Annotated in this window: 17 protein-coding genes; 12 read left to right on the forward strand and 5 right to left on the reverse strand. The window is 67.7% G+C overall.

Annotated elements, in window-relative coordinates; genetic code table 11:
* Positions 1-47 precede the first annotated feature (47 nt).
* Both ACWF99_RS28810 and ACWF99_RS28815 read left to right on the forward strand, forming a co-directional pair.
* A complete protein-coding gene (locus ACWF99_RS28810) occupies positions 48-620 on the forward strand; it encodes a TetR/AcrR family transcriptional regulator (RefSeq protein ID WP_378636773.1) in 573 nt (190 codons plus the stop codon).
* Positions 621-703: 83 nt separating this feature from the next.
* Positions 704-1,900, forward strand: a complete 1,197-nt coding sequence (locus ACWF99_RS28815; protein WP_452537925.1) for a Cmx/CmrA family chloramphenicol efflux MFS transporter — start codon at positions 704-706, stop codon at positions 1,898-1,900.
* 56 nt (positions 1,901-1,956) lie between these two features.
* Here ACWF99_RS28815 and dnaE read toward each other — a convergent pair whose 3' ends face one another.
* Positions 1,957-5,502: a DNA polymerase III subunit alpha gene (gene dnaE, locus ACWF99_RS28820; RefSeq protein WP_452537926.1), complete on the reverse strand. Its 3,546-nt coding sequence runs from the start codon at positions 5,500-5,502 to the stop codon at positions 1,957-1,959.
* Between the two features lie 219 nt (positions 5,503-5,721).
* Here dnaE and ACWF99_RS28825 point away from each other — a divergent pair, with 219 nt between their 5' ends.
* The 8 genes from ACWF99_RS28825 to ACWF99_RS28860 all read left to right on the forward strand — a co-directional run bounded on the left by ACWF99_RS28825 (position 5,722) and on the right by ACWF99_RS28860 (position 14,770).
* Positions 5,722-6,900, forward strand: coding sequence for a sensor histidine kinase (locus tag ACWF99_RS28825; RefSeq protein WP_378636767.1), 1,179 nt, complete (start codon positions 5,722-5,724; stop codon positions 6,898-6,900).
* Positions 6,901-6,960: 60 nt separating this feature from the next.
* Entirely contained in the window at positions 6,961-7,758 is a 798-nt protein-coding gene (locus tag ACWF99_RS28830) for a LytR/AlgR family response regulator transcription factor (RefSeq protein ID WP_378636765.1), read from the forward strand.
* Complete coding sequence (locus tag ACWF99_RS28835) at positions 7,755-8,120, forward strand: hypothetical protein (RefSeq protein ID WP_378636762.1); 366 nt, start codon at positions 7,755-7,757, stop codon at positions 8,118-8,120. Before ACWF99_RS28830 ends, ACWF99_RS28835 begins: the two co-directional genes overlap by 4 nt.
* Positions 8,121-8,151: 31 nt before the next feature.
* Positions 8,152-9,906, forward strand: a complete 1,755-nt coding sequence (locus ACWF99_RS28840) for a sodium/solute symporter (RefSeq protein ID WP_378636760.1) — start codon at positions 8,152-8,154, stop codon at positions 9,904-9,906.
* A gap of 152 nt (positions 9,907-10,058) precedes the next feature.
* Positions 10,059-10,412, forward strand: coding sequence for a DUF485 domain-containing protein (locus ACWF99_RS28845; RefSeq protein ID WP_378636758.1), 354 nt, complete (start codon positions 10,059-10,061; stop codon positions 10,410-10,412).
* Complete coding sequence (locus ACWF99_RS28850) at positions 10,409-12,046, forward strand: solute symporter family protein (protein ID WP_378636756.1); 1,638 nt, start codon at positions 10,409-10,411, stop codon at positions 12,044-12,046. The genes ACWF99_RS28845 and ACWF99_RS28850 overlap by 4 nt, the downstream gene beginning before the upstream one ends.
* 77 nt (positions 12,047-12,123) lie before the next feature.
* Positions 12,124-14,028: an acetate--CoA ligase gene (gene acs, locus ACWF99_RS28855; protein WP_452537927.1), complete on the forward strand. Its 1,905-nt coding sequence runs from the start codon at positions 12,124-12,126 to the stop codon at positions 14,026-14,028.
* 121 nt (positions 14,029-14,149) lie between these two features.
* Complete coding sequence (locus ACWF99_RS28860) at positions 14,150-14,770, forward strand: LON peptidase substrate-binding domain-containing protein (protein WP_378636751.1); 621 nt, start codon at positions 14,150-14,152, stop codon at positions 14,768-14,770.
* A gap of 2 nt (positions 14,771-14,772) precedes the next feature.
* Here ACWF99_RS28860 and ACWF99_RS28865 read toward each other — a convergent pair whose 3' ends face one another.
* Positions 14,773-15,756 carry an NAD(P)-dependent alcohol dehydrogenase gene (locus ACWF99_RS28865; protein WP_452537928.1) on the reverse strand — a complete coding sequence of 328 codons (984 nt, stop codon included), beginning with the start codon at positions 15,754-15,756 and terminating at the stop codon, positions 14,773-14,775.
* A gap of 196 nt (positions 15,757-15,952) precedes the next feature.
* Here ACWF99_RS28865 and ACWF99_RS28870 point away from each other — a divergent pair, with 196 nt between their 5' ends.
* Positions 15,953-16,375 carry a QcrA and Rieske domain-containing protein gene (locus ACWF99_RS28870; RefSeq protein WP_378636746.1) on the forward strand — a complete coding sequence of 141 codons (423 nt, stop codon included), beginning with the start codon at positions 15,953-15,955 and terminating at the stop codon, positions 16,373-16,375.
* Between the two features lie 49 nt (positions 16,376-16,424).
* Here ACWF99_RS28870 and ACWF99_RS28875 read toward each other — a convergent pair whose 3' ends face one another.
* Positions 16,425-16,892, reverse strand: coding sequence for a VOC family protein (locus ACWF99_RS28875; RefSeq protein WP_378636744.1), 468 nt, complete (start codon positions 16,890-16,892; stop codon positions 16,425-16,427).
* Positions 16,893-17,083: 191 nt separating this feature from the next.
* Between ACWF99_RS28875 and ACWF99_RS28880 the strand changes: the two genes are divergently transcribed.
* Positions 17,084-17,932, forward strand: coding sequence for a TIGR03619 family F420-dependent LLM class oxidoreductase (locus tag ACWF99_RS28880; protein WP_452537929.1), 849 nt, complete (start codon positions 17,084-17,086; stop codon positions 17,930-17,932).
* A gap of 13 nt (positions 17,933-17,945) precedes the next feature.
* On the opposite strand, the gene ACWF99_RS28885 is transcribed toward ACWF99_RS28880, so the two are convergent.
* Together ACWF99_RS28885 and ACWF99_RS28890 are read right to left on the reverse strand one after the other, a co-directional pair.
* Positions 17,946-18,659 (reverse strand): hypothetical protein, encoded by a 714-nt coding sequence (locus tag ACWF99_RS28885; protein ID WP_452537991.1) that lies wholly within the window; start codon positions 18,657-18,659, stop codon positions 17,946-17,948.
* Positions 18,659-19,549 (reverse strand): hypothetical protein, encoded by an 891-nt coding sequence (locus ACWF99_RS28890; protein ID WP_378636737.1) that lies wholly within the window; start codon positions 19,547-19,549, stop codon positions 18,659-18,661. The genes ACWF99_RS28885 and ACWF99_RS28890 overlap by 1 nt, the downstream gene beginning before the upstream one ends.
* Positions 19,550-19,683 lie beyond the last annotated feature (134 nt).

Consider the following 19,683-nt stretch of genomic DNA (forward strand, 5'->3'; position numbering starts at 1 on the left):
AGCCCAGTTTTGGACTGAACTGTTCAAAACGTGCTACGGTCGTCGACATGGCCAGACCCAAGGAATTCGACGAGCACCGCGCCGTGGACGCCGCGATGCGGGCATTCTGGTCCGCCGGTTACGAGGCGACCTCCACCCAGGACCTCTGCGCCGCGACAGGTTTGGGCCGCAGCAGCATCTACAACACCTTCACCAGCAAGCGCGACCTGTTCGATCGCGCTCTGCGTCACTACATGACCACGAAGAACACCCCCCTCTTCGACATCCTCGGCAGCGACGCACCAGCCAGGGAGCGGATCGCCGACATCCTGCGCCGGACCGCCGAGGCGCCCGATACCGAACCAGCGGGCTGCCTCGTGGTGAACTCGATCGTCGAACTCGCCCCGCACGATGCCGCTGCCCGCGAACTCCTGGACACCGACGGCGAGCGCCGTCTCGACGCGCTCACGGCGACTGTCGAAAGTGGCCAGCGCGCAGGCGAATTCGCCGCCGATCGGGACGCACGCGCCATCGCCCAGTTCCTGACCGCCACCATCAGCGGCATGCGCGTCGCGGCACGCGGCGGCGCCGATCGCGCCACCCTCACCGCGATCGCCGATACCGCGATGCGCTGCCTCTGAGTTCCACCGGCCCACACCGTCTTTCACCATGCCCATATTTTGAACTGATTGATCCAAAATATTTCGACGTACGAGAGGTTGTCATGCCGACCGCTGTCTACATCCTGGGCTTGTCCATCTTCGCCCAGGGCACCTCCGAGCTGATGCTGGCCGGTCTCCTCCCCGAAATGGCCGCCGACCTGGGCGTCTCCATTCCCAGTGCGGGACTGCTCATCTCGGCCTTCGCACTCGGCATGCTGGTCGGCGCGCCGCTGCTGGCCGTGGTGACGCTGCGCTGGCCACGCCGTGACGCGCTGCTGGCCTTTCTCGCGATCTTCGTTGCGGCCCATGTCGTGGGCGCGCTGAGCAGCGACTACTGGGTGATCTTCGGGACCCGCGTGGTGAGCGCCTTCGTCTACGCGGGATTCTGGGCGCTGGCGGCGGCGACCGCGGTGAGTCTGGTAGCCCCACAGCTACGCGGACGGGCGATGAGCATCGTCGCGGGTGGACTCACCATCGCCACGATATTCGGGGTACCCGCGGGCACCGTCATCGGCCAGCATCTGGGCTGGCGCGCGGCCTTCTGGGCGGTCGCCGGGCTGTCCGCTCTGACGATGATCGGTGTGTTCACGAAGATTCCCGGCGGTCGACCCGCCGCGGTCCCCGCGCTGCGCAGCGAATTGCGGGTGATGGCGAACCCCCGGCTGTGGGTGTCCTACGGCGCCACCGCGCTGTCGACGGGGTCGGCGTTCGTCACCTTCGCCTATCTCGGCGCGATGCTGGCCGACACCACCGGCATCTCGGTGGCATGGGTCCCCGCCGTGCTGGGTCTGTACGGCGTCGGCGGATTGATCGGCATCACGATCGGCGGTCGATTCGCCGACGCGCACCCGTTCCGCACGCTGTACGTAGGGGCAGCCGGGATGACGGTGGTCGCGGCCGCGATCGCGGTCACCGCACACTCCCCTGCCCCGATGATCGTGCTCGTGTTGCTGCTCGGCGCTTTCGGCTTCGCCACGAACCCGGCCCTGAACACCCGCGTCTTCACGCTGGCCGACGGCGCCCCCACACTGGCCGCGGCGACCAACTACTCAGCGTTCAACGTCGGGATCACCGTCGGTCCCTGGCTGGGCGGGCTGGCCATCGGCGCGGGACTCGGCTTCACCTCGGTCGGCTGGATCGGCGCCGGGCTCGGTCTGGCCATGCTCGCCACCGTCGGGCTGTCCCATCGGCTGGAACGTGAACCTCGCACGGCCGCTGCCACTTCCGAGCCGCGAGTGCCCGCGCTCACCTACCCGTAACCGCGAGACGTCGAAACCACCCGCGGCAGATACGGGTGGTTTCGACGTTTCGGGGCTCAGCCGAGGCAGCCCGGGCCGAGCAGCGCTTTCAGGTCCCCCATCAGCGCGGAGGACGGCGACACTCGCCAGGCGTCGTCGAGTTTGAGCATGGTGGTCTTCTCACGGGCGCCGACGTGGCGGATGAAGACATCCGAGGTGCCCTGGTGCCGGGTGAGAACCTTCTTCAGCTCACCGAGCTTGTCGGGCGTGCACATCCGGGTCGTCATGACCACCGCCACCGGCTTGGCCACGCCGATGGCCGAGAGGTCGGGGACGACGAGGTCGTTGGCGATCAGGGAGATGCGGTCGTCACGCACCGAGACGCGGGCCTTCACCAGCACCACGGCGTCTTCGACCACATCCATGCCGTACACCGAGTACGACTGCGGGAAGAACAGCACCTCCACGCCACCGGTGAGGTCTTCCAATTGCGCCGAGGCCCAGGCCAGCCCGTTCTTGTTGATCCGGCGGTTCACCGAGGCGAGGATGCCGCCGATGGTCACCTGCGCACCGTCCTTGACGTCGCCTTCCAGAATCGCCGGGATGGGGGTATCGACCTGGGCGGCCAGCACGTGCTCGACACCGTTGAGCGGGTGGCCGGACACGTAGAGGCCCAGCATCTCCCGTTCGAGGGCGAGCTTGTGCTTGGTCTCCCATTCGTCCTCGGGGACTTTGACATTGAACACCGACGCCATCGAGTCGTCGCCGTCGTCGAGACCGCCGAACAGGTCGAACTGGCCGATCGCCTCGGCCTTCTTGGTCGACATCACCGCGTCGATCGCGTCGGAGTGGATCAGCAGCAGGCCCTTGCGCGGGTGCCCGAGTGAGTCGAATCCGCCTGCCTTGATGAGGGATTCGGTGACCTTCTTGGAGCAGGCGATCGCGTCGATCTTGTTCAGGTAGTCGGAGAAGTCGGTGAACTTCGACTTCTCCTTACGCGCGGTGATGATCGAGCCGACCACGTTGGTACCGACGTTGCGGACCGCGCCGAGGCCGAAGCGGATGTCGGTGCCGACGGAGGCGAAGTTCAGCTCCGATTCGTTGACATCGGGCGGCAGCACCGTGATACCCATCTTGCGGCAATCCGACAGGTAGATGGCGGCTTTGTCCTTGTCGTCACCGACCGAGGTGAGCAGACCCGCCATGTACTCGGCCGGATAGTTGGCCTTGAGGTAGGCGGTCCAGAAGGAGACGAGGCCGTAGCCCGCGGCGTGTGATTTGTTGAACGCGTACCCGGCGAACGGGAGGATCGTGTCCCACAGCGCCTTGATGGCCGGCTCGGAGAAGTCGTTGGCGAGCATGCCGTCGCGGAAGCCGGCGTAGGCCTCTTCCAGGACGGACAGCTTCTTCTTACCCATGGCGCGGCGCAGGATATCGGCTTGGCCGAGCGAGTACCCGGCCACCTTCTGCGCGATCTGCATGATCTGTTCCTGATAGACGATCAGGCCGAAGGTGTCGGCCAGGATCTCTTTCAGTGGCTCTTCGAGTTCGGGGTGGATCGGTTTGACTTCTTGCCGGTTGTTCTTGCGGTCGGCGTAGTCGTTGTGCGCGTTCATGCCCATCGGGCCGGGGCGGTACAGCGCGAGGACGGCGACGATATCGCCGAAGCCGGTGGGCTGCATGCGGCGCAGCAGGTCGCGCATGGCGCTGCCGTCGAGCTGGAACACGCCCAGGGTGTCGCCGCGGGCGAGCAGTTCGTAGGTGGCCGGGTCGTCGAGCGGCAGGTTGTCCATGTCCAGATCGATGCCGCGGTTGGCCTTGATGTTCTCCAGGGCATCACCGATGACGGTGAGGTTGCGCAGACCCAGGAAGTCCATCTTCAGCAGACCGATGGCCTCGCACGACGGGTAGTCCCAGCCGGTGATGATCGCGCCGTCCTGGGCGCGCTTCCACACCGGGATCGCGTCGGTGAGCGGCTCCGAGGACATGATGACCGCGCAGGCGTGCACGCCGGCGTTGCGGATCAGGCCTTCCAGACCGCGCGCCGTTTCGTAGATCTTGGCGACATCGGGGTTGCTCGCGATGAGTTCGCGAACTTCGGTGGCTTCCTTGTACCGCTCGTGGTCGGGATCGGTGATGCCGGCGACCGAGATGTCCTTGGCCATGATCGGCGGCGGCAGCGCCTTGGTGATCTGGTCGGCAATGGCGAAACCGGGCTGGCCGAACAGGACTCGCGCGGAGTCCTTGATCGCGGCCTTGGTCTTGATGGTGCCGAAGGTGATCACCTGGGCAACACGGTCGCTGCCCCACTTCTCGGTGGCGTAGCGGACCATCTCACCGCGGCGGCGATCATCGAAGTCGATATCGATATCGGGCATCGACACGCGCTCGGGGTTGAGGAATCGCTCGAACAGCAGGCCGTGCGGGATGGGGTCGATATTGGTGATGCCCATCGCGTAGGCGACCAGCGAGCCTGCCGCCGAACCACGGCCTGGGCCGACGCGGATGCCGACCTCGAGCGCGTGCTTGATCAGGTCACCGACGACGAGGAAGTAAGCCGGGAAACCCATTTCGCAGATGACTTTGAGTTCGAAGTCGGCGCGGTCGAGATATTCGCGCGAGGGACCGTCCGGGAAGCGGCGATCGAGACCGTCGAGGACTTCCTTGCGCAACCAGCTGGCCTGGTCGTGGCCTTCGGGCACCGGGAAGATCGGCATCCGGTCGCGGTGGGCCCATACGTCGTCGTAGGGCTGGACGCGCTCGCCGATGAGCTCGGTGTTGTCACACGCGCCGGGGACTTCGGCGTCCCAGATGGCGCGCATCTCCGCGGCGGACTTGAGGTAGTAACCGTCACCGTCGAACTTGAAGCGGGTCGGGTCCGAGAGCGTCTTGCCGGTCTGAATGCACAGCAGCGCTTCGTGGTTGACCGACTGGTCCTTGGTGACGTAGTGGCAGTCGTTGGTGGCGATCGGCGGGATGCCGAGCTGCTTGCTGATATCGATCAGGCCCTCGCGGACCCGGCGCTCGATGGACAGACCGTGGTCCATCACCTCGAGGAAGAAGTTGTCGGCGCCGAAGATCTCCTGCCACTTCGCGGCGGCTTCGAGCGCTTCGCGATCGTGGCCCAGACGCAGCCGGGTCTGCACCTCGCCCGACGGGCAGCCGGTCGTCGCGATGATGCCCTCGGCGTGCTGGGCGATGATCTCCTCGTCCATGCGGGCCCACTTGCCCAGCTGGCCCTCGATGGAGGCCAGGCTCGACAGCTTGAACAGGTTGCGCAGGCCGGTCGCGTTCTCGGCGACCATGGTCATGTGGGTGTAGGCACCCGAGCCCGAGACATCGTCGCCCTTCTGGCCCGGATCGCCCCACTTCACACGCTTGGTGTCGAAGCGCGAGCCCGGTGCGATGTAGGCCTCGATGCCGATGATCGGCTTGATGCCCGCCTTCTTGGCCGAGTTGTAGAACTCCGAGGCGCCGTACATGTTGCCGTGGTCGGTCATGCCGACCGCGGTCATGCCCAACCGATCCGCCTCCGCGAACAGCGGCGAGATCTTCGCCGCTCCATCGAGCATCGAGTACTCGGTGTGGTTGTGCAGGTGAACGAACGATCCGGACGGAGCCAAGACGGTCCTTCCTCCCATAGAGTCGGCGGGGGTTGGCCTTGGCATTCTATGCACGGGGGTCCGACACATTCGGCAGGCTACGAAGCGCGCCTGGGCGAGAGGCGGCGTGTCGTGGTGAACGTCACCGACGGGCACTCGATCTCGAGAAGAAGGCGACCTGATCCGATTCCGGCACCCACACCGACATAATCGATCGGTGCACTCCGATCGGCCGACTCGATGACCCCCTTCATCGTGGCCGCTGCGGCCCTCGCCCTGCTGGTCGTGGCGTTGCTGGTGTGGCGGCGCACGCAGCGGGTGGTCACCACACCCGCCCAGCGGGCTGTGCACCAAGCGCTGCACACCGCGTCGCTGGCAGCCGTGCCGTTGCGACGTGGGCTGACCGAGGAGTCCGCGAGTGAAGCGGCGCCACACCTGCGGGCTCTCGCGGGCGCCGAGGCGCTGGGCGTGGCCGATGCCGAGGGGACACTGCTGGCGTGGGACGGTCCGCATACCGGGATGTTCGCCTCGTTCGCCGAGGCGGCGCGGCGGGCCGTCGCCGACGAGCGGCCGGTGCTGGTCACCGGTGACGAGCACACGTTGATCGCGCAGCCGTTGCCGATCGACACGGGGGCGGCGGTGGGTGTGCTCGGCATGGTGACGACCGGGACGCCGGGGCCGGGCATGCTCGGGGCGGTCGCGGAGGTGGCGCGCTACGCGTGTGGGCAGTTGGAACTCGCCGAGCTGGATGCGTCGAGGGCTCGGGTCGACCGGGCCGAACTGCGGGCGCTGCGAGCCCAGATCAGCCCGCATTTCATCTACAACGCGCTGAACACGATCGCCTCGTTCGTCCGCACCGACCCGGATCGGGCCCGCGAACTGATCCTCGAATTCGCCGACTTCACCCGCTATTCCTTCCGCGCCGCGGGCGAATTCACCGTGCTCGCCGACGAACTGCGCAATATCGAGCGATATCTGGCATTGGAACAGGCCCGCTTCGGCGACGCGCTCGACGTGCGTCTGCGCATCGCACCGGAAGTTCTCGGTGTCGTGCTGCCCTTCCTCGCCTTGCAGCCACTCGTCGAGAACGCGGTCCGGCACGGCCTCGCCGGCGGCGGCCGAGGCGGCCAGCTGAGCATCGTCGCCACCGACGCGGGCACCGACTGCCTGATCAGTGTCGAAGACGACGGCATCGGCATGGACCCCGACCTCCTGCGCTCCGGCGCCCTCGACGCGGTCGACACCGGCTCCGGCCCGGCCCGCACCGGCGAGGCAGCCCACGTGGGCCTCGCCAACGTCGACGACCGCCTCCGCGCCGCCTTCGGCAACGACTACGGCCTGGTCGTGGAAACCGCACCCGGTGCGGGAACGAAAGTCAGCATGCGCGTCCCGAAGTTCCGCGCCGGTATCCGCGCCTGACTCCTCGCGTGGGCGGCGTTCGACACCGCCGCCGAGGGTGCCGGTTACGATGGATGGGTTGTGACTTGGAACACCGATGAACCCTCGACCGCTCTGCGGGTGCTCGCCGTCGATGATGAGAAACCGGCGCTGGACGAGCTCGTGTATCTGCTGAGCACGCAGGCGGGGGTCGGTGAGATCTATCGGGCCGGTGAGGCGACCGGGGCATTGCGGTTGTTGCGGGCACATCCCATCGACGCGGTATTCCTCGATATCGATATGCCAGGTCTCACGGGGATGGAATTGGCGGGAATCCTGTCGGAATTCGCGGAGCCGCCCGCGGTGGTGTTCGTGACCGCCCACGATGATCACGCGGTGGCCGCCTTCGATTTGGGGGCGGTGGATTATCTGTTGAAGCCCTTGCGCGGAGCTCGATTGGGTGAGGCGGTGCGGCGGATTCTGGCGGGACGCATCTCGGTGCCCGCGACGGTCGTGGCGGAGTCCGCGCATCCGAGCGAGGTGATTCCGGTGGAGCTCGGCGGGGTGACCACCTTGGTGAACCGGGCTGATGTGGCGTGGGTCGAAGCGGATGGGGATTACGCACGGTTACATACCGGAAGTGGGTCGCATCTGGTGCGAATTCCGCTGTCGGCGTTGGAATCACGATGGGAGGATGCCGGTTTTCTGCGGGTGCATCGGTCATATCTGGTGGCCTTGCGATTGGTGACCGGGTTGCGCAGCGCGGGGAACGCGACGGTGGTGTGTCTGCGGGCCGAGGGGGCGGCGGGCGCGGTGGAATTGCCGGTGAGCCGACGGCAGGTGCGCGAACTCAAGCAGCGGCTGGTGCACGGGCCACGGCAGAACTGGTCACAGCGGTGACGGGTCCGCAGCGACCGCCGCGTGAACGCGTGGTGCTGGCGCAGCGGCGGGGTGCGCGTCAGGTGCGCACTCGCACGGAGGTGGTCGAGCAGACCGACCTGGGCGCGGCGCTGATCGGTGGGCTGATCCGGGCGCAGCTGGGTCTGGCCTTGCGGCTCGGGCTGGTGGTGGCGGTCGGGTTCGGCGCGCTGCCGGTGCTGTTTCGCATCGACGCGATCGCCGAGGCCGCGGTCCTCGGCATTCGGGTGCCGTGGCTGATCCTCGGCGTGGTCGCGTTCCCGGTGCTCTATGCGGTGGGGTGGTCCTATGTTCGCCTCGCCCAGCGCAACGAAGACGACTTCCTGGAACTGGCCGGGGACTGACACACATGCCGCGCGAACAGACGCTGACCCTATGAACCCCGGCACTCCCGCGCTCACCGTCGCCGCACTGCTGCTGGCGGCGCTCGCCACTGTCGGCATCGGGTTCTACGGAGTGCGCCTGTCCCGCACGACTTCCGATTTCCTTGTCGCTTCACGCACCGTGGGCTCGCGGTGGAACGCCGCAGCGATCTCCGGTGAATACCTCTCCGCCGCTTCCTTTCTCGGTGTCGCCGGATTGATCGCCAAATACGGCGCGGACGCCCTGTGGTATCCGGTGGGTTTCACCGCTGGTTATCTGGGCCTGCTGATGTTCGTGGCCGCGCCGCTGCGCCGATCCGGCGCCTACACCGTGCCGGACTTCGCCGAATTCCGGTTGGGTTCGATTCGATTGCGGCGCATGGCCGCCGGTCTCGTCGTCTTGGTCTGCGCGGTGTATCTGATTCCGCAGTTCCAGGGAGCCGGACTCACGCTGCACATTCTGCTCGGAGTACCCGCCTGGGTAGGTGCGGTCTCGGTCGGCGCGATCGTATCGGCGAATGTGATCGGCGGCGGAATGCGCTCTGTGACCTTGGTGCAGGCATTCCAGTACTGGCTGAAGTTGACGGCGGTGGCGGTGCCCGCGCTGGTGCTCGGAATGCATTTCCTCGCCGACGAACGACCGGTCGCCACCCCGGTACCGCCCACGGTCGACGCGCGCACCACCGTCGACATCTCCACCGATGTCGTCGTGCACCTGGATGTTTCACAACAGGTCACGATCACCGGAACACTCGACGGGCAACCCAGCGCGGGACCGGTGGTGCTGACACCGGGCGATCACACCCTCACCGAAGGCAGCGAACTGGTCCTCGCGCCGGGCTCGGCCGTTCCGGTGGTGGCCGGAGCACCGGCCGACGGCGCGAGCTGGGTGGCGCCCGGCGGCGGCTTCGGCGGACAACATCCGCAGTACCAGGTGTTCTCGCTGATCGTGGCGACCTTCCTCGGCACCATGGGACTGCCGCATGTGCTCGTTCGCTTCTATACCAATCGTGACGGCCCGTCCGCGCGGCGGACCGCACTCACCGTGATCGGGCTGGTCGGCGTCTTCTACCTGTTCCCGATCCTGCTCGGCGTCTTCGCCCGCCTCTACGTGCCCCAATTGCTGATCACCGGCGCCTCCGACGCGGCGGTGGTGCTGCTACCAGGCGCGGTGCTCGGCGGACTCGGCGGACAACTGCTGGCCGCGCTGGCGGCCGCCGGGGCGATCGCGGCATTCCTGTCCACCTCGTCGGGGCTGCTGGTCAGCTTGGCGGGTGTGCTCAGTACCGACGTGCTGCGCGGCCGGATCCGGGACTTCCGCCTCGCCGCCCTGGTCGCGGGCCTGGTCCCGCTGACCCTCGCGGTCACCGTGGCGTCCCTGGATCTGTCGCGCACCGTCGCCCTGGCCTTCTCGGTGGCCGCGTCGACGCTGTGCCCGCTGCTCGTGCTCGGCATCTGGTGGCGCGGACTCACCGCGACCGGTGCAGCCGCGGGCATGCTCACCGGCGGCGTCACCGCCGGCGGAGCGACCGTGCTGGCGGTGCTCGGTGGCGTCTCCCCCGACCTGGCGAACGGGTGGCCCGCCGCGATCGTCGACTATCCGGGCGCGGTGAGCGTACCGCTGGCCTTCGCGGTGACCATCCTGGTCAGCCTCGCCACCACGGGTCAGGATCCCCGGGCGGTGGCGGGGGTGTTCCTGCGCATGCACGCCCCCGAACGGCTCGGGATGAGTGCGGATCGCGACCCCGAAACCGCCACTCGCCGGTGATCTCGCACCGACCGTTCGTCGCACCACACCGACCGCTCACCGCACGGGCGGCCACCTTCACCGAGTGACCCACACCACACCACCATGCGCTCGCGTCCGGGGACCTACCGTCATCTCCACGCACGACCCCCCTTCACGCTAGGACGACCGGCATGACCCAAACCGACACCGAGGCGCCAGATCCGCGCACGCCGAGTGCCGACGAATGGCTCGCGGTACAAGCGAGTCCGCAGTTCCAAGATCTGCGAAACCGGCTGCGCCGCTTCATCTTCCCGATGACCGCGCTGTTCCTGGTGTGGTACCTGAGCTATGTGCTGCTCGGCGCGTACGCGCACGACTTCATGGCGCAGAAGGTCTTCGGCAACATCAACGTGGGCCTGCTGCTCGGCCTCGGGCAGTTCGTCTCCACGTTCCTCATCACCGGGCTCTATGTCCGATTCGCCAACCGTGAACTGGACCCGCGCGCCGCGGCCATCCGCGACGAACTCGAAGGGGGCCAGGCATGAGCGTCACCCTTGCCGCGTCTTCGACGGTGGGCAATCCCATCGCCAATATCGCCATTTTCCTGCTGTTCGTCGCGGTCACCATGGTCGTGGTGATCCGGGCCAGCCGCAACAACGCCAGCGCCGCGGACTATTTCACCGGCGGACGCGGCTTCTCCGGCCCGCAGAACGGCATCGCCATCGCCGGTGACTACCTGTCGGCCGCGAGCTTCCTCGGCATCGCGGGCGCGATCGCCGTCTACGGCTACGACGGGTTCCTGTATTCGATCGGGTTCCTCGTCGCCTGGCTCGTCGCGCTGCTGCTGGTGGCCGAAATGCTGCGCAACACCGGCAAATTCACCATGGCCGACGTACTCAGCTTCCGGCTGAAGGAAGGCCCGGTGCGCACCGCGGCCGCGCTGACCACCCTCACCGTCTCGCTGTTCTATCTGCTCGCGCAGATGGCGGGCGCCGGCGGCCTGGTCGCGCTGCTGCTCGATATCTCCAGCCGCACCGGGCAATCCATCGTCATCGCGGCCGTCGGTGTGCTGATGATCGTGTATGTGCTGGTCGGTGGCATGAAGGGCACCACCTGGGTACAGATCATCAAGGCGGTGCTGCTGATCGCCGGTGCCGGTCTGATGACGGTGATGGTGCTGTCGAAATACGGGTTCAATTTCTCCGACATCCTCGGTGCCGCACAGGAATCGGTGAGCGAGTCCACCAGCAAGGCGGTCGCCGCCCGCGATGTGCTCGCTCCCGGCGCGCAATACGGCGGCAGCGAGATGTCGAAGCTGAACTTCCTGTCGCTGGGCCTGGCACTGGTACTCGGCACCGCGGGTCTGCCGCACGTGCTGATGCGCTTCTACACGGTCCCGACCGCGAAAGAGGCTCGGCGCTCGGTGGTGTGGGCGATCGGCCTGATCGGCGCCTTCTACCTGTTCACCCTGGTGCTCGGTTACGGCGCGGCGGCCATCGTGGGCCCGGACAAGATCCTCGCCGCGGCGGGTGGCCAGAACTCGGCGGCGCCGCTGCTGGCGTTCGAACTCGGCGGGGTGATCCTGCTCGGGGTGATCTCGGCGGTCGCGTTCGCGACGATCCTCGCGGTCGTGGCCGGACTCACCATCACCGCATCGGCCTCGTTCGCCCACGACATCTACGCCAGTGTGATCAAGAAGGGCAAGGTCGACGAGGTCAAGCAGGTGCGGGTCTCGCGGATCACCGCCGTGGTGATCGGTGTGCTCGCGATCGGTCTCGGCATCCTCGCCAACGGCCAGAACATCGCGTTCCTGGTGGCGCTGGCGTTCGCGGTGGCGGCGGCGGCGAACCTGCCGACAATCCTGTATTCGCTGTTCTGGAAGCGCTTCAACACCACCGGCGCGCTGTGGTCGATGTACGGCGGCCTGATCTCGACCATCGTGCTCATCGTGTTCTCGCCCGCGGTATCGGGCAACAAGACCGCGATGATCAAGGATGCGGATTTCGACTGGTTCCCGCTGTCCAACCCGGGCATCGTGTCCATTCCGCTGGCGTTCGCGCTCGGTGTACTCGGCACCTTCCTGGGTGGCCGTGGCGAGCAGGTCGACCAGGCCAAGGCCGCGGAGATGGAAGTCCGGTCCCTGACCGGCGTCGGTGCGGAGAAGGCGATCTCGCACTGACGCCCACCCTGCCCGTGCCGGTGGTTCGCCCCACCGGCACGGGTTGTACCCCCATGCTTTTCGAAGGAGAGATTCTTGTGACCAGTTACCCGCCCGCCCCGGAGTTCGTCGCGCAGGCCAATGCCGATGCCACGCTGTACGAGCGGGCGCGCACCGACCGCGACGGTTTCTGGGCAGAGCAGGCCAACCGGCTGCACTGGCACAAGCCCTTCACCGAGGTACTCGACTGGACCGACGCGCCGGTCGCGCGCTGGTTCGGCGACGGCGAGCTCAATGTCGCCTACAACTGCCTCGACCGCCACGTCATCGACGGGCACGGCGACCAGGTCGCCATCCACTGGGAGGGCGAACCCGGCGACTCCCGCGCGATCACCTACGCGGAGTTGCTCGATGAGGTGTGCCGGGCCGCGAACACTTTCACCGCGCTAGGACTCGCGGCGGGCGATCGCGTCGCGATCTACATGCCGATGGTGCCCGAAGCGATCGTGACGATGCTGGCGTGCGCGCGGCTCGGTCTCACCCACTCGGTGGTGTTCGCCGGGTTCTCCCCCACGGCGCTGCGCCAGCGGGTCGACGACGCCGAGGCCAAGCTGATCGTGACCACCGACGGGCAGTGGCGTCGCGGCAAGCCCGCCGCGCTGAAGTACGCCGTCGACGAGGCGCTGGGTTCGGATCCGTCGAGCGTCGAGCATGTGCTGGTGGTGCGCCGGGTCGGCCTGGACGTGCCGTGGACCGAGGTGCGCGATCTGTGGTGGGATGAAACCGTCGCTGTCGCTTCACCTTCGCACGAGGCACAGGCCTTCCCCGCCGAGCATCCACTGTTCATCCTCTACACCTCCGGCACCACCGGAAAGCCCAAGGGCATCCTGCACACGACCGGCGGCTACCTCACCCAAACCGCCTATACCCACCACAACGTGTTCGACCACAAAGCGGGACACGACATCTACTGGTGCACCGCCGACATCGGCTGGGTCACCGGGCACAGCTACATCGTCTACGGGCCGCTCGCCAACCGCGCGACGCAGATCGTGTACGAGGGCACGCCGAATTTCCCCGACCAGAATCGTCATTTCGAGATCATCGAGAAGTACGGCGTCACCATCTATTACACCGCGCCGACGTTGATCCGCACGTTCATGAAGTGGGGGCGCGAAATCCCCGACGCCCACGATCTGAGCACGCTGCGACTGCTCGGCTCCGTCGGCGAACCCATCAACCCCGAAGCCTGGCGCTGGTACCGGGAAGTCTTCGGCGCGAACAAGACTCCGATCGTCGACACCTGGTGGCAGACCGAGACCGGCGCCATCATGATCGCGCCGCTGCCCGGCGTCACCGACACCAAGCCCGGCGCCGCGATGGGCCCGCTGCCGGGGATCTCCGCCAAGGTCGTAGACGACGACGGCACGCCACTGGGGCCCGATGAATCCGGGCTGCTCGTCCTCGATCAACCGTGGCCGTCGATGCTGCGCGGCATCTGGAACGACATGGACCGCTACCGCGAAACCTATTGGCAGCGTTTCGCTTCCGACGGCTGGTACTTCGCCGGAGACGGGGCCAAGCTCGATGCCGACGGTGATCTGTGGATCCTGGGGCGCGTCGACGACGTCATGAATGTGTCCGGTCATCGCATCTCCACCGCCGAGGTGGAATCCGCGCTGGTCGGGCACCCGGCCGTCGCCGAGGCCGCGGTGGTCGGTGCCTCCGACGAGACGACCGGGCAGGGAATCGTCGCCTTCGTCATCCTCACCGGATCGGCGGCCACGGCCGACGCGCTCGTGTCCGAGCTCGAGGCGGCGGTGTCGCTCGAGATCAGTCCGATCGCGAGGCCGCGCGAGATCCACATCGTGCCGGAGCTGCCCAAGACCCGCAGCGGCAAGATCATGCGCAGGCTGTTGCGCGATGTCGCCGAGGGCCGAGAGCTCGGTGACACCTCGACACTGGTCGATCCGACGGTATTCGAGTCGATCGCCACCGCGTGAAGCAACGGCTGGCCCATGTCACCGTGGGCCGGACCCGAACCTGCCGAAAGGACACAGCGTGAGCGCGCCGGATGGACACAGTAGGCGCGACACCGGGCATGCTGGGACGGTGGAGATACCTATGTTCCCGCTGGGAGCGGTGCTGCTACCCGGTGAGTCGTTGTCGTTGCAGATCTTCGAGCCGCGGTACGTGGCGCTGGTCGAGGACTGCATGAACGGTCGGCGGGAGCCGGAATTCGGTGTCGTGCTGATCGCGCGCGGGCACGAAGTGGGCGGCGGTGAGGTACGTACGGAGGTGGGCACCGTCGCCCGGATCACCGAGGTCATCGAACTGCCCGGCTCGCGATACCGGCTGCGCTGCAAGGGAACCGACCGCATTCGCATCGAGAAGTGGCTCGTCGACGCGCCGTATCCGCAGGCGGAAGCCGAAACATGGCCGGACGACCCCGGCACCGACGACAGCGCGTTGCTGGCGGGTTTGCGTGAACGCGCGGACCGCCTGCACACTCTCACGGCGCAGTTCGCGCGACGCAACGGCATCCGCCGTCCGCCGCCGTCCGCCTCGCTGGACGATCTGTCCGACGATCCGACCACGCGGTCCTACGAGCTCGCGGCTCGCCTGCCGATCGGCCCGACCGATCGCCAGGCGGCCCTGTCCGCGCCGAACGCGCACAGTCGGCTGAAGACCCTGTCCGCCTCCGTCGACGACGCGATCGCGATGATGGAGTTCCGCCTGCTGTGACGTCAGCCCGCCGGCGCGATGGTGATCACGATCTTCGCGCGGGCGTGTTCGGTCTCCATGTACTCGATGGCGGCGGGCGTATCCGCCAGTGGGTAGGTCCGGTCGATGGCCGGGCGGAGCAGACCCGACTCGATCAGTTCGCGGAGCTCGGTGAGCGACTCCGGCGTCTGCTGCGCCAGCGGAGCACGGATGGCCGGTTTCACGAACGGTCGAGCCAGCTGACCGCGCGCGAGCAGGCCGACCGGGCCGAACCAGCTGCCGCCGTCGAAGTTGCCGCCACCGGACAGGACCAGCGTGCCGGTGGGTTCGACCAGTCGGAGCAGTTCCCGCAGCGTCCGCGTTCCGGCCAGGTCGAGGACAGTGTCGTAGCGGCCGGTCAGAGTATCGCGGGTGTAGTCGACGACGTGTTCGGCGCCGAGTGCGCGCGCCGCCTCGACGTTGCGCGTGCTGCACACCGCGCTGACCCGCGCACCCCGTGCCCGGGCGATCTGGACCGCGAAAGTGCCGACGCCACCGGACGCGCCGATGATCAGCACCCGCTCGCCGTCGACGACGTGACGCAGGCAGGTCAGGGCGGTATTGGCGGCCAACGGCACCGCCGCCGCCTCCTCGAAACTCAGGTTCGCCGGCTTCCGGTCGAGCAGCCCCCGGGGCACCGCGACGTATTCCGCGAACGCACCGCTGACCGCCTCCCCGAAGACTTCGTCGCCCACCGCCAGATCCGTGACACCGTCCCCCACCTGTTCGACCGTGCCCGCGAAATCACCGCCCTGCACCGGATTCGCCGGTCCCCGGCGGCCGAAGACCGACCGATCCATCCACCGCGCGATCTTCGGATCTCCCCGCATCACATGCCAATCCCGCGCATTCACCGACGCGGCGTGAACGCGGACCAGCACCTCCCCCGCTCCCGCCGATGGCCGCCCGACCTCCGCGGTCGCCAACATCGCCGATGACCCGTATACCTGCTGCACAATCGCCCGCACACCGAGAACGCTAGGCGCCCTGACCGCCCACCCACATCAGGGAATCCCCCGATACGTCCGGAGATTTCACGCCGGGTCACCGGCTCGACATCGGAATCGGTCGAACCGGGAGGGAGTGTGGGCCGTTGACAGGGAAGGAGCCGGTGGGCGTGAGAAGCGGGCCGGCAGCCTCATCAACGGAAGCGGAGAACGACCGATGACCATCAACGATTTCTCGCTGAACCGCCGCACCGTCGTGGTGGGTGCCGGCGCCTTGGCCGCCGCGGCGACGTTGACCGCGTGCGGTGGCGACGACAACACCGAGTCGGCAGCCGCTGCTCCACCCGAACCGGGGGCGCCGGCGGGTGCGCTGACCACGGTGGCCGATGTTCCGGTGGGTGGTGGGGTGATCGTCGGCGACACCGTCGTCACGCAGCCGACCGCGGGCACTTTCGTCGGGCTGTCATCGACCTGCACGCACGCTGGATGCAAGGTCGCCACCGTGGCCAGAGGCACGATCAACTGCCCGTGCCACGGCAGCCGATTCGAGCTCGACGGCGCGGTACGCGGCGGCCCGGCGACCGCGCCGCTGCCCGCCAAACCTGTTCGCGTCGAGGGGAACTCGATCGTTCCCGCGTAACGCGCGGCGCGCCCGCACCGCGGCCTTCGCGCACGGTGCGGCGTGCCGATCAGCCCGCGTTCATCATGTCGGACATGCGCCGTTCCATTTCCTCCGGCGAGACGTCCTCGATGTGGGTGGCCACGGTCCAGCGGTGACCCCACGGGTCCTCGAAGGCGCCGCTGCGGTCGCCGTAGAACTGGTCGGTCATGGGAGTGATGGCGGTAGCGCCCGCGTCGAGGGCCGCGCCGAAGGCGGCGTCGGCGTCGGCGACGTAGACCATCAGGTTCACCGGCGAACCGCCGACGGCCTTCGGGTCACTGAAGCCGATCTCGGGGACCGGATCGCCCACCATCAGCACCGAATCGCCGACGAGCAGTTCACTGTGGACGATGGTGCCGCCGGGGCCGTCCATCTTCATGCGCACGGTGGCGCCGAAGACCGCGGTGTAGAAGTCGATCGCGGCGGCCGCTCCCACGCACGCCAGGCCGGGACAGATCCGCGGATAGCCTTCGGGAAAAGGGGAAACATCAGACATCGGATACCTCCGTGTCGAGAGTGATGCTCGGACGACCACCAGCGTATTCCCCTCGCCTGATCGGGAAAAGGGCGTCGCCGTTTCGGCCATCCGCTGAGATCAGGACTAGTAGAACTCGTTTTACTCCTGTAGAACTTGTCTCAGGTTTAGAACCTGTTTCAGTTTTGCTGCCGAAGTCGGAGGGCCGGGACGTGCGCTACGGGGTTGTCTTGTTCACCAGTGACCGGGGCATCGCGCCCGCCGATGCGGCCAAGGCCGCCGAGGACGCCGGATTCGACGCGTTCTACGTCCCCGAGCACACCCATATCCCGGTCGTGCGGGCCGCGGCCCATCCGCAGACCGGCGACTCCTCGCTACCCGACGACCGGTATCTGCGCACGCTCGACCCGTGGGTCGCGCTGGCCACCGCCGCCGCGGTCACCGAGCGGATCACCCTGTCGACAGCGGTCGCGCTGCCCGCCGAACACCACCCGATCACCCTCGCCAAGACCATCGCCTCGCTCGATCACCTGTCCGGTGGGCGGGTGGAGCTGGGTGTGGGATTCGGCTGGAACACCGACGAACTCGCCCATCACGGCGTTCCGGCGAACAAGCGACGCACGGTGTTGCGCGAGAACCTCGACGCGATGCGGGCACTGTGGTCGCAGGAGGAGGCCGAATTCGCCGGCGACTTCGTGAAGTTCGGCCCGAGCTGGTCCTGGCCGAAGCCGGTGCGCGCCGGGGTTCCGGTGCTGCTCGGAGCGGGCGGTACCGAGAAATCGTTCGGATGGCTGGCCGCCAACGCGGACGGTTGGATCACCACCCCGACCGAAGGCGACCTGGGCGCCAAAGTCGATCTCCTGCACCGGGTCTGGAAGGAAGCGGGCCGCGACGGCACCCCACGGGTGATCGCGCTGGCCGGTCGTCACAACGCCGAGCAGCTCGCGAGCTGGGCCGATCAGGGCGTCACCGAGGTGGTCTTCGGGCTTCCCGACAAGAGTGCCGACGAGGTCCGTGGCTACCTCGGGCACCTCGGCGGGAAACTCGCCGTCTCGGCGTGAACCCGAGCCGGTCTCAGCCGCGGAGTTTGCGCACTTGCGCCGCGGTGAGATCGGCGAGCACACCGGGATCGACGACTTCCGGCGCCGTGACGACGACCTGAACCAGCGTGTTCCCCACTTGGACAAGCGATGTCGCCGACGTCAGGGTGAGCCCCTCGCTCGTGGCGGTCAGGGTGAACGCCGAGCCCGCATCGCCCGCGGCCGGCTGCGCGAGCGCGCTGGTTCGGTACTCGATCCGCACGCCCGCGTCGTCGCCGGAGTAGCTGGTGCAGCGCCGGGGCTGCGCCTGGAGCGCGTCGAAGGCCGGCACCAGCGCCGCGTCCGGGTAGCTGGCGGCGTCGATGTCGATGGTGGCGAAGCTGGGCCCCGCGAACTGCACCGACGCGGCGGCAGCCGACCCCGGCCACTGCTGCGCGATCGGCGAGAGCAGCCGTCCGCAGTCCGGCGGATCCGTCAGCGCCGCGGGCGGCACCGCGGGCTCGTCGGACTCACCGCGCGACGGTACGACCGCGAAATCACCGGGCAGATCGGTAGCGGCGAGCAGACCGGCCGACAACTGCGCCGCATCGCGGATCACAGCCCCGGTTCCCGGTGCGGCCGTGACGGCGGCGGAGAACGGACCCGATCCCGGCGAGTCCACCGAATCGTCGGACCCACAGCCCGCAACGCCGACCAACCCGACACACGCCGAAACAGCCGCGCCTACGCGCAGCGAATCCACCCGCATCATTCCGTCCAGGAGACGCGGGTCGACTGCGTCTGCACCAGGGTGCTCACACTGCGCGCGTCGCGGTAGGTCTGCTGCCCACCGATCTCGATGGAACCCGAAACCGGCAGCGGCATACCGAGATCGATGGTGATCGAGCCGACGCCTTCCATGACGTAGCCGTCGATGTCGAGCTCACCGGCGTCGTTGGGCAACTCCCACACGTTGTCGGTGGGCGTCTGATTCACCTGGAGATCGATGGTGAGCCGATCGCCCTCGCGGCTGGTGAGCGTGGCGGTGGTGATCTGGTCCAGGGTGACCCCGCCGGTGATCTGCTGGTGCACCGTCCACACCGCGCCGACGCCGACGGGCTGGTCCGGGAACGCGATCGACTGGTACACAGCCTGATAGAAGGCCTGTTCGAGCGCGGCCCGCGCGGTGTTCGGGGTGTCCGGCGACGGCGCCATGCGCAGCTCGGTGATCGCACCGAAGTCGCTCATCCCCAAACCGGCGTGTGAACCGTCGGCGGAGGTGAACGCCTTGTTGAGCGCGGGGTCGGGAGTGGTGACCGCACCGACGGTGAGATCGACGCCGTCGGCGCCCGTGCGCGCGGTCATCGGGATGGTCAGCGCGGCAGGCGAGAAGTCGCGAGCGGGCTGATCGTTGACCTGCTGCTGGATCCGGTAGTCGGTGCGCAGCGTCACCTCCTGCGTGGTGCCCGCGGCATAGCGCGGCCGCAGCAGATCGCGCGGCTCCTCGCCGGGCGAGACCATCGTGGTGACCGCGGCCGAGATCGGCACGGTGACTTCCTTGCCGATGCCGAGCGGCTCGGTGCCGTCCACCTCCGCGGCAGGGGCCGAGCGATCGGCGCAGCCGGCGCCGAAGGTCGCGAACCCGAGCACGAGCGCCACCAGTAACACCCCGGGGCGCGCGATGCGGGGTAAGCGAGATCTAGACAACACCGTCACAGCCATCAGGGTACGACCGCTTCCTGAGTAACACCTGGGACTCCTCGGCACCGCGGCGCGGGCCGGATCGCCACTAG

The organism is Nocardia sp. NPDC055002, assembly GCF_053608825.1.

Bases quoted from the DNA above. Each gene is read 5' to 3' on its own strand.
- ACWF99_RS28810 (WP_378636773.1), top strand. From the start codon at position 48: ATGGCCAGACCCAAGGAATTCGACGAGCACCGCGCCGTGGACGCCGCG.
- ACWF99_RS28815 (WP_452537925.1), top strand. From the start codon at position 704: ATGCCGACCGCTGTCTACATCCTGGGCTTGTCCATCTTCGCCCAGGGC.
- ACWF99_RS28825 (WP_378636767.1), top strand. From the start codon at position 5,722: ATGACCCCCTTCATCGTGGCCGCTGCGGCCCTCGCCCTGCTGGTCGTG.
- ACWF99_RS28840 (WP_378636760.1), top strand. From the start codon at position 8,152: ATGAACCCCGGCACTCCCGCGCTCACCGTCGCCGCACTGCTGCTGGCG.
- ACWF99_RS28845 (WP_378636758.1), top strand. From the start codon at position 10,059: ATGACCCAAACCGACACCGAGGCGCCAGATCCGCGCACGCCGAGTGCC.
- ACWF99_RS28850 (WP_378636756.1), top strand. From the start codon at position 10,409: ATGAGCGTCACCCTTGCCGCGTCTTCGACGGTGGGCAATCCCATCGCC.
- ACWF99_RS28860 (WP_378636751.1), top strand. From the start codon at position 14,150: ATGTTCCCGCTGGGAGCGGTGCTGCTACCCGGTGAGTCGTTGTCGTTG.
- ACWF99_RS28870 (WP_378636746.1), top strand. From the start codon at position 15,953: ATGACCATCAACGATTTCTCGCTGAACCGCCGCACCGTCGTGGTGGGT.
- ACWF99_RS28875 (WP_378636744.1), bottom strand. From the start codon at position 16,892: ATGTCTGATGTTTCCCCTTTTCCCGAAGGCTATCCGCGGATCTGTCCC.
- ACWF99_RS28885 (WP_452537991.1), bottom strand. From the start codon at position 18,659: ATGCGGGTGGATTCGCTGCGCGTAGGCGCGGCTGTTTCGGCGTGTGTC.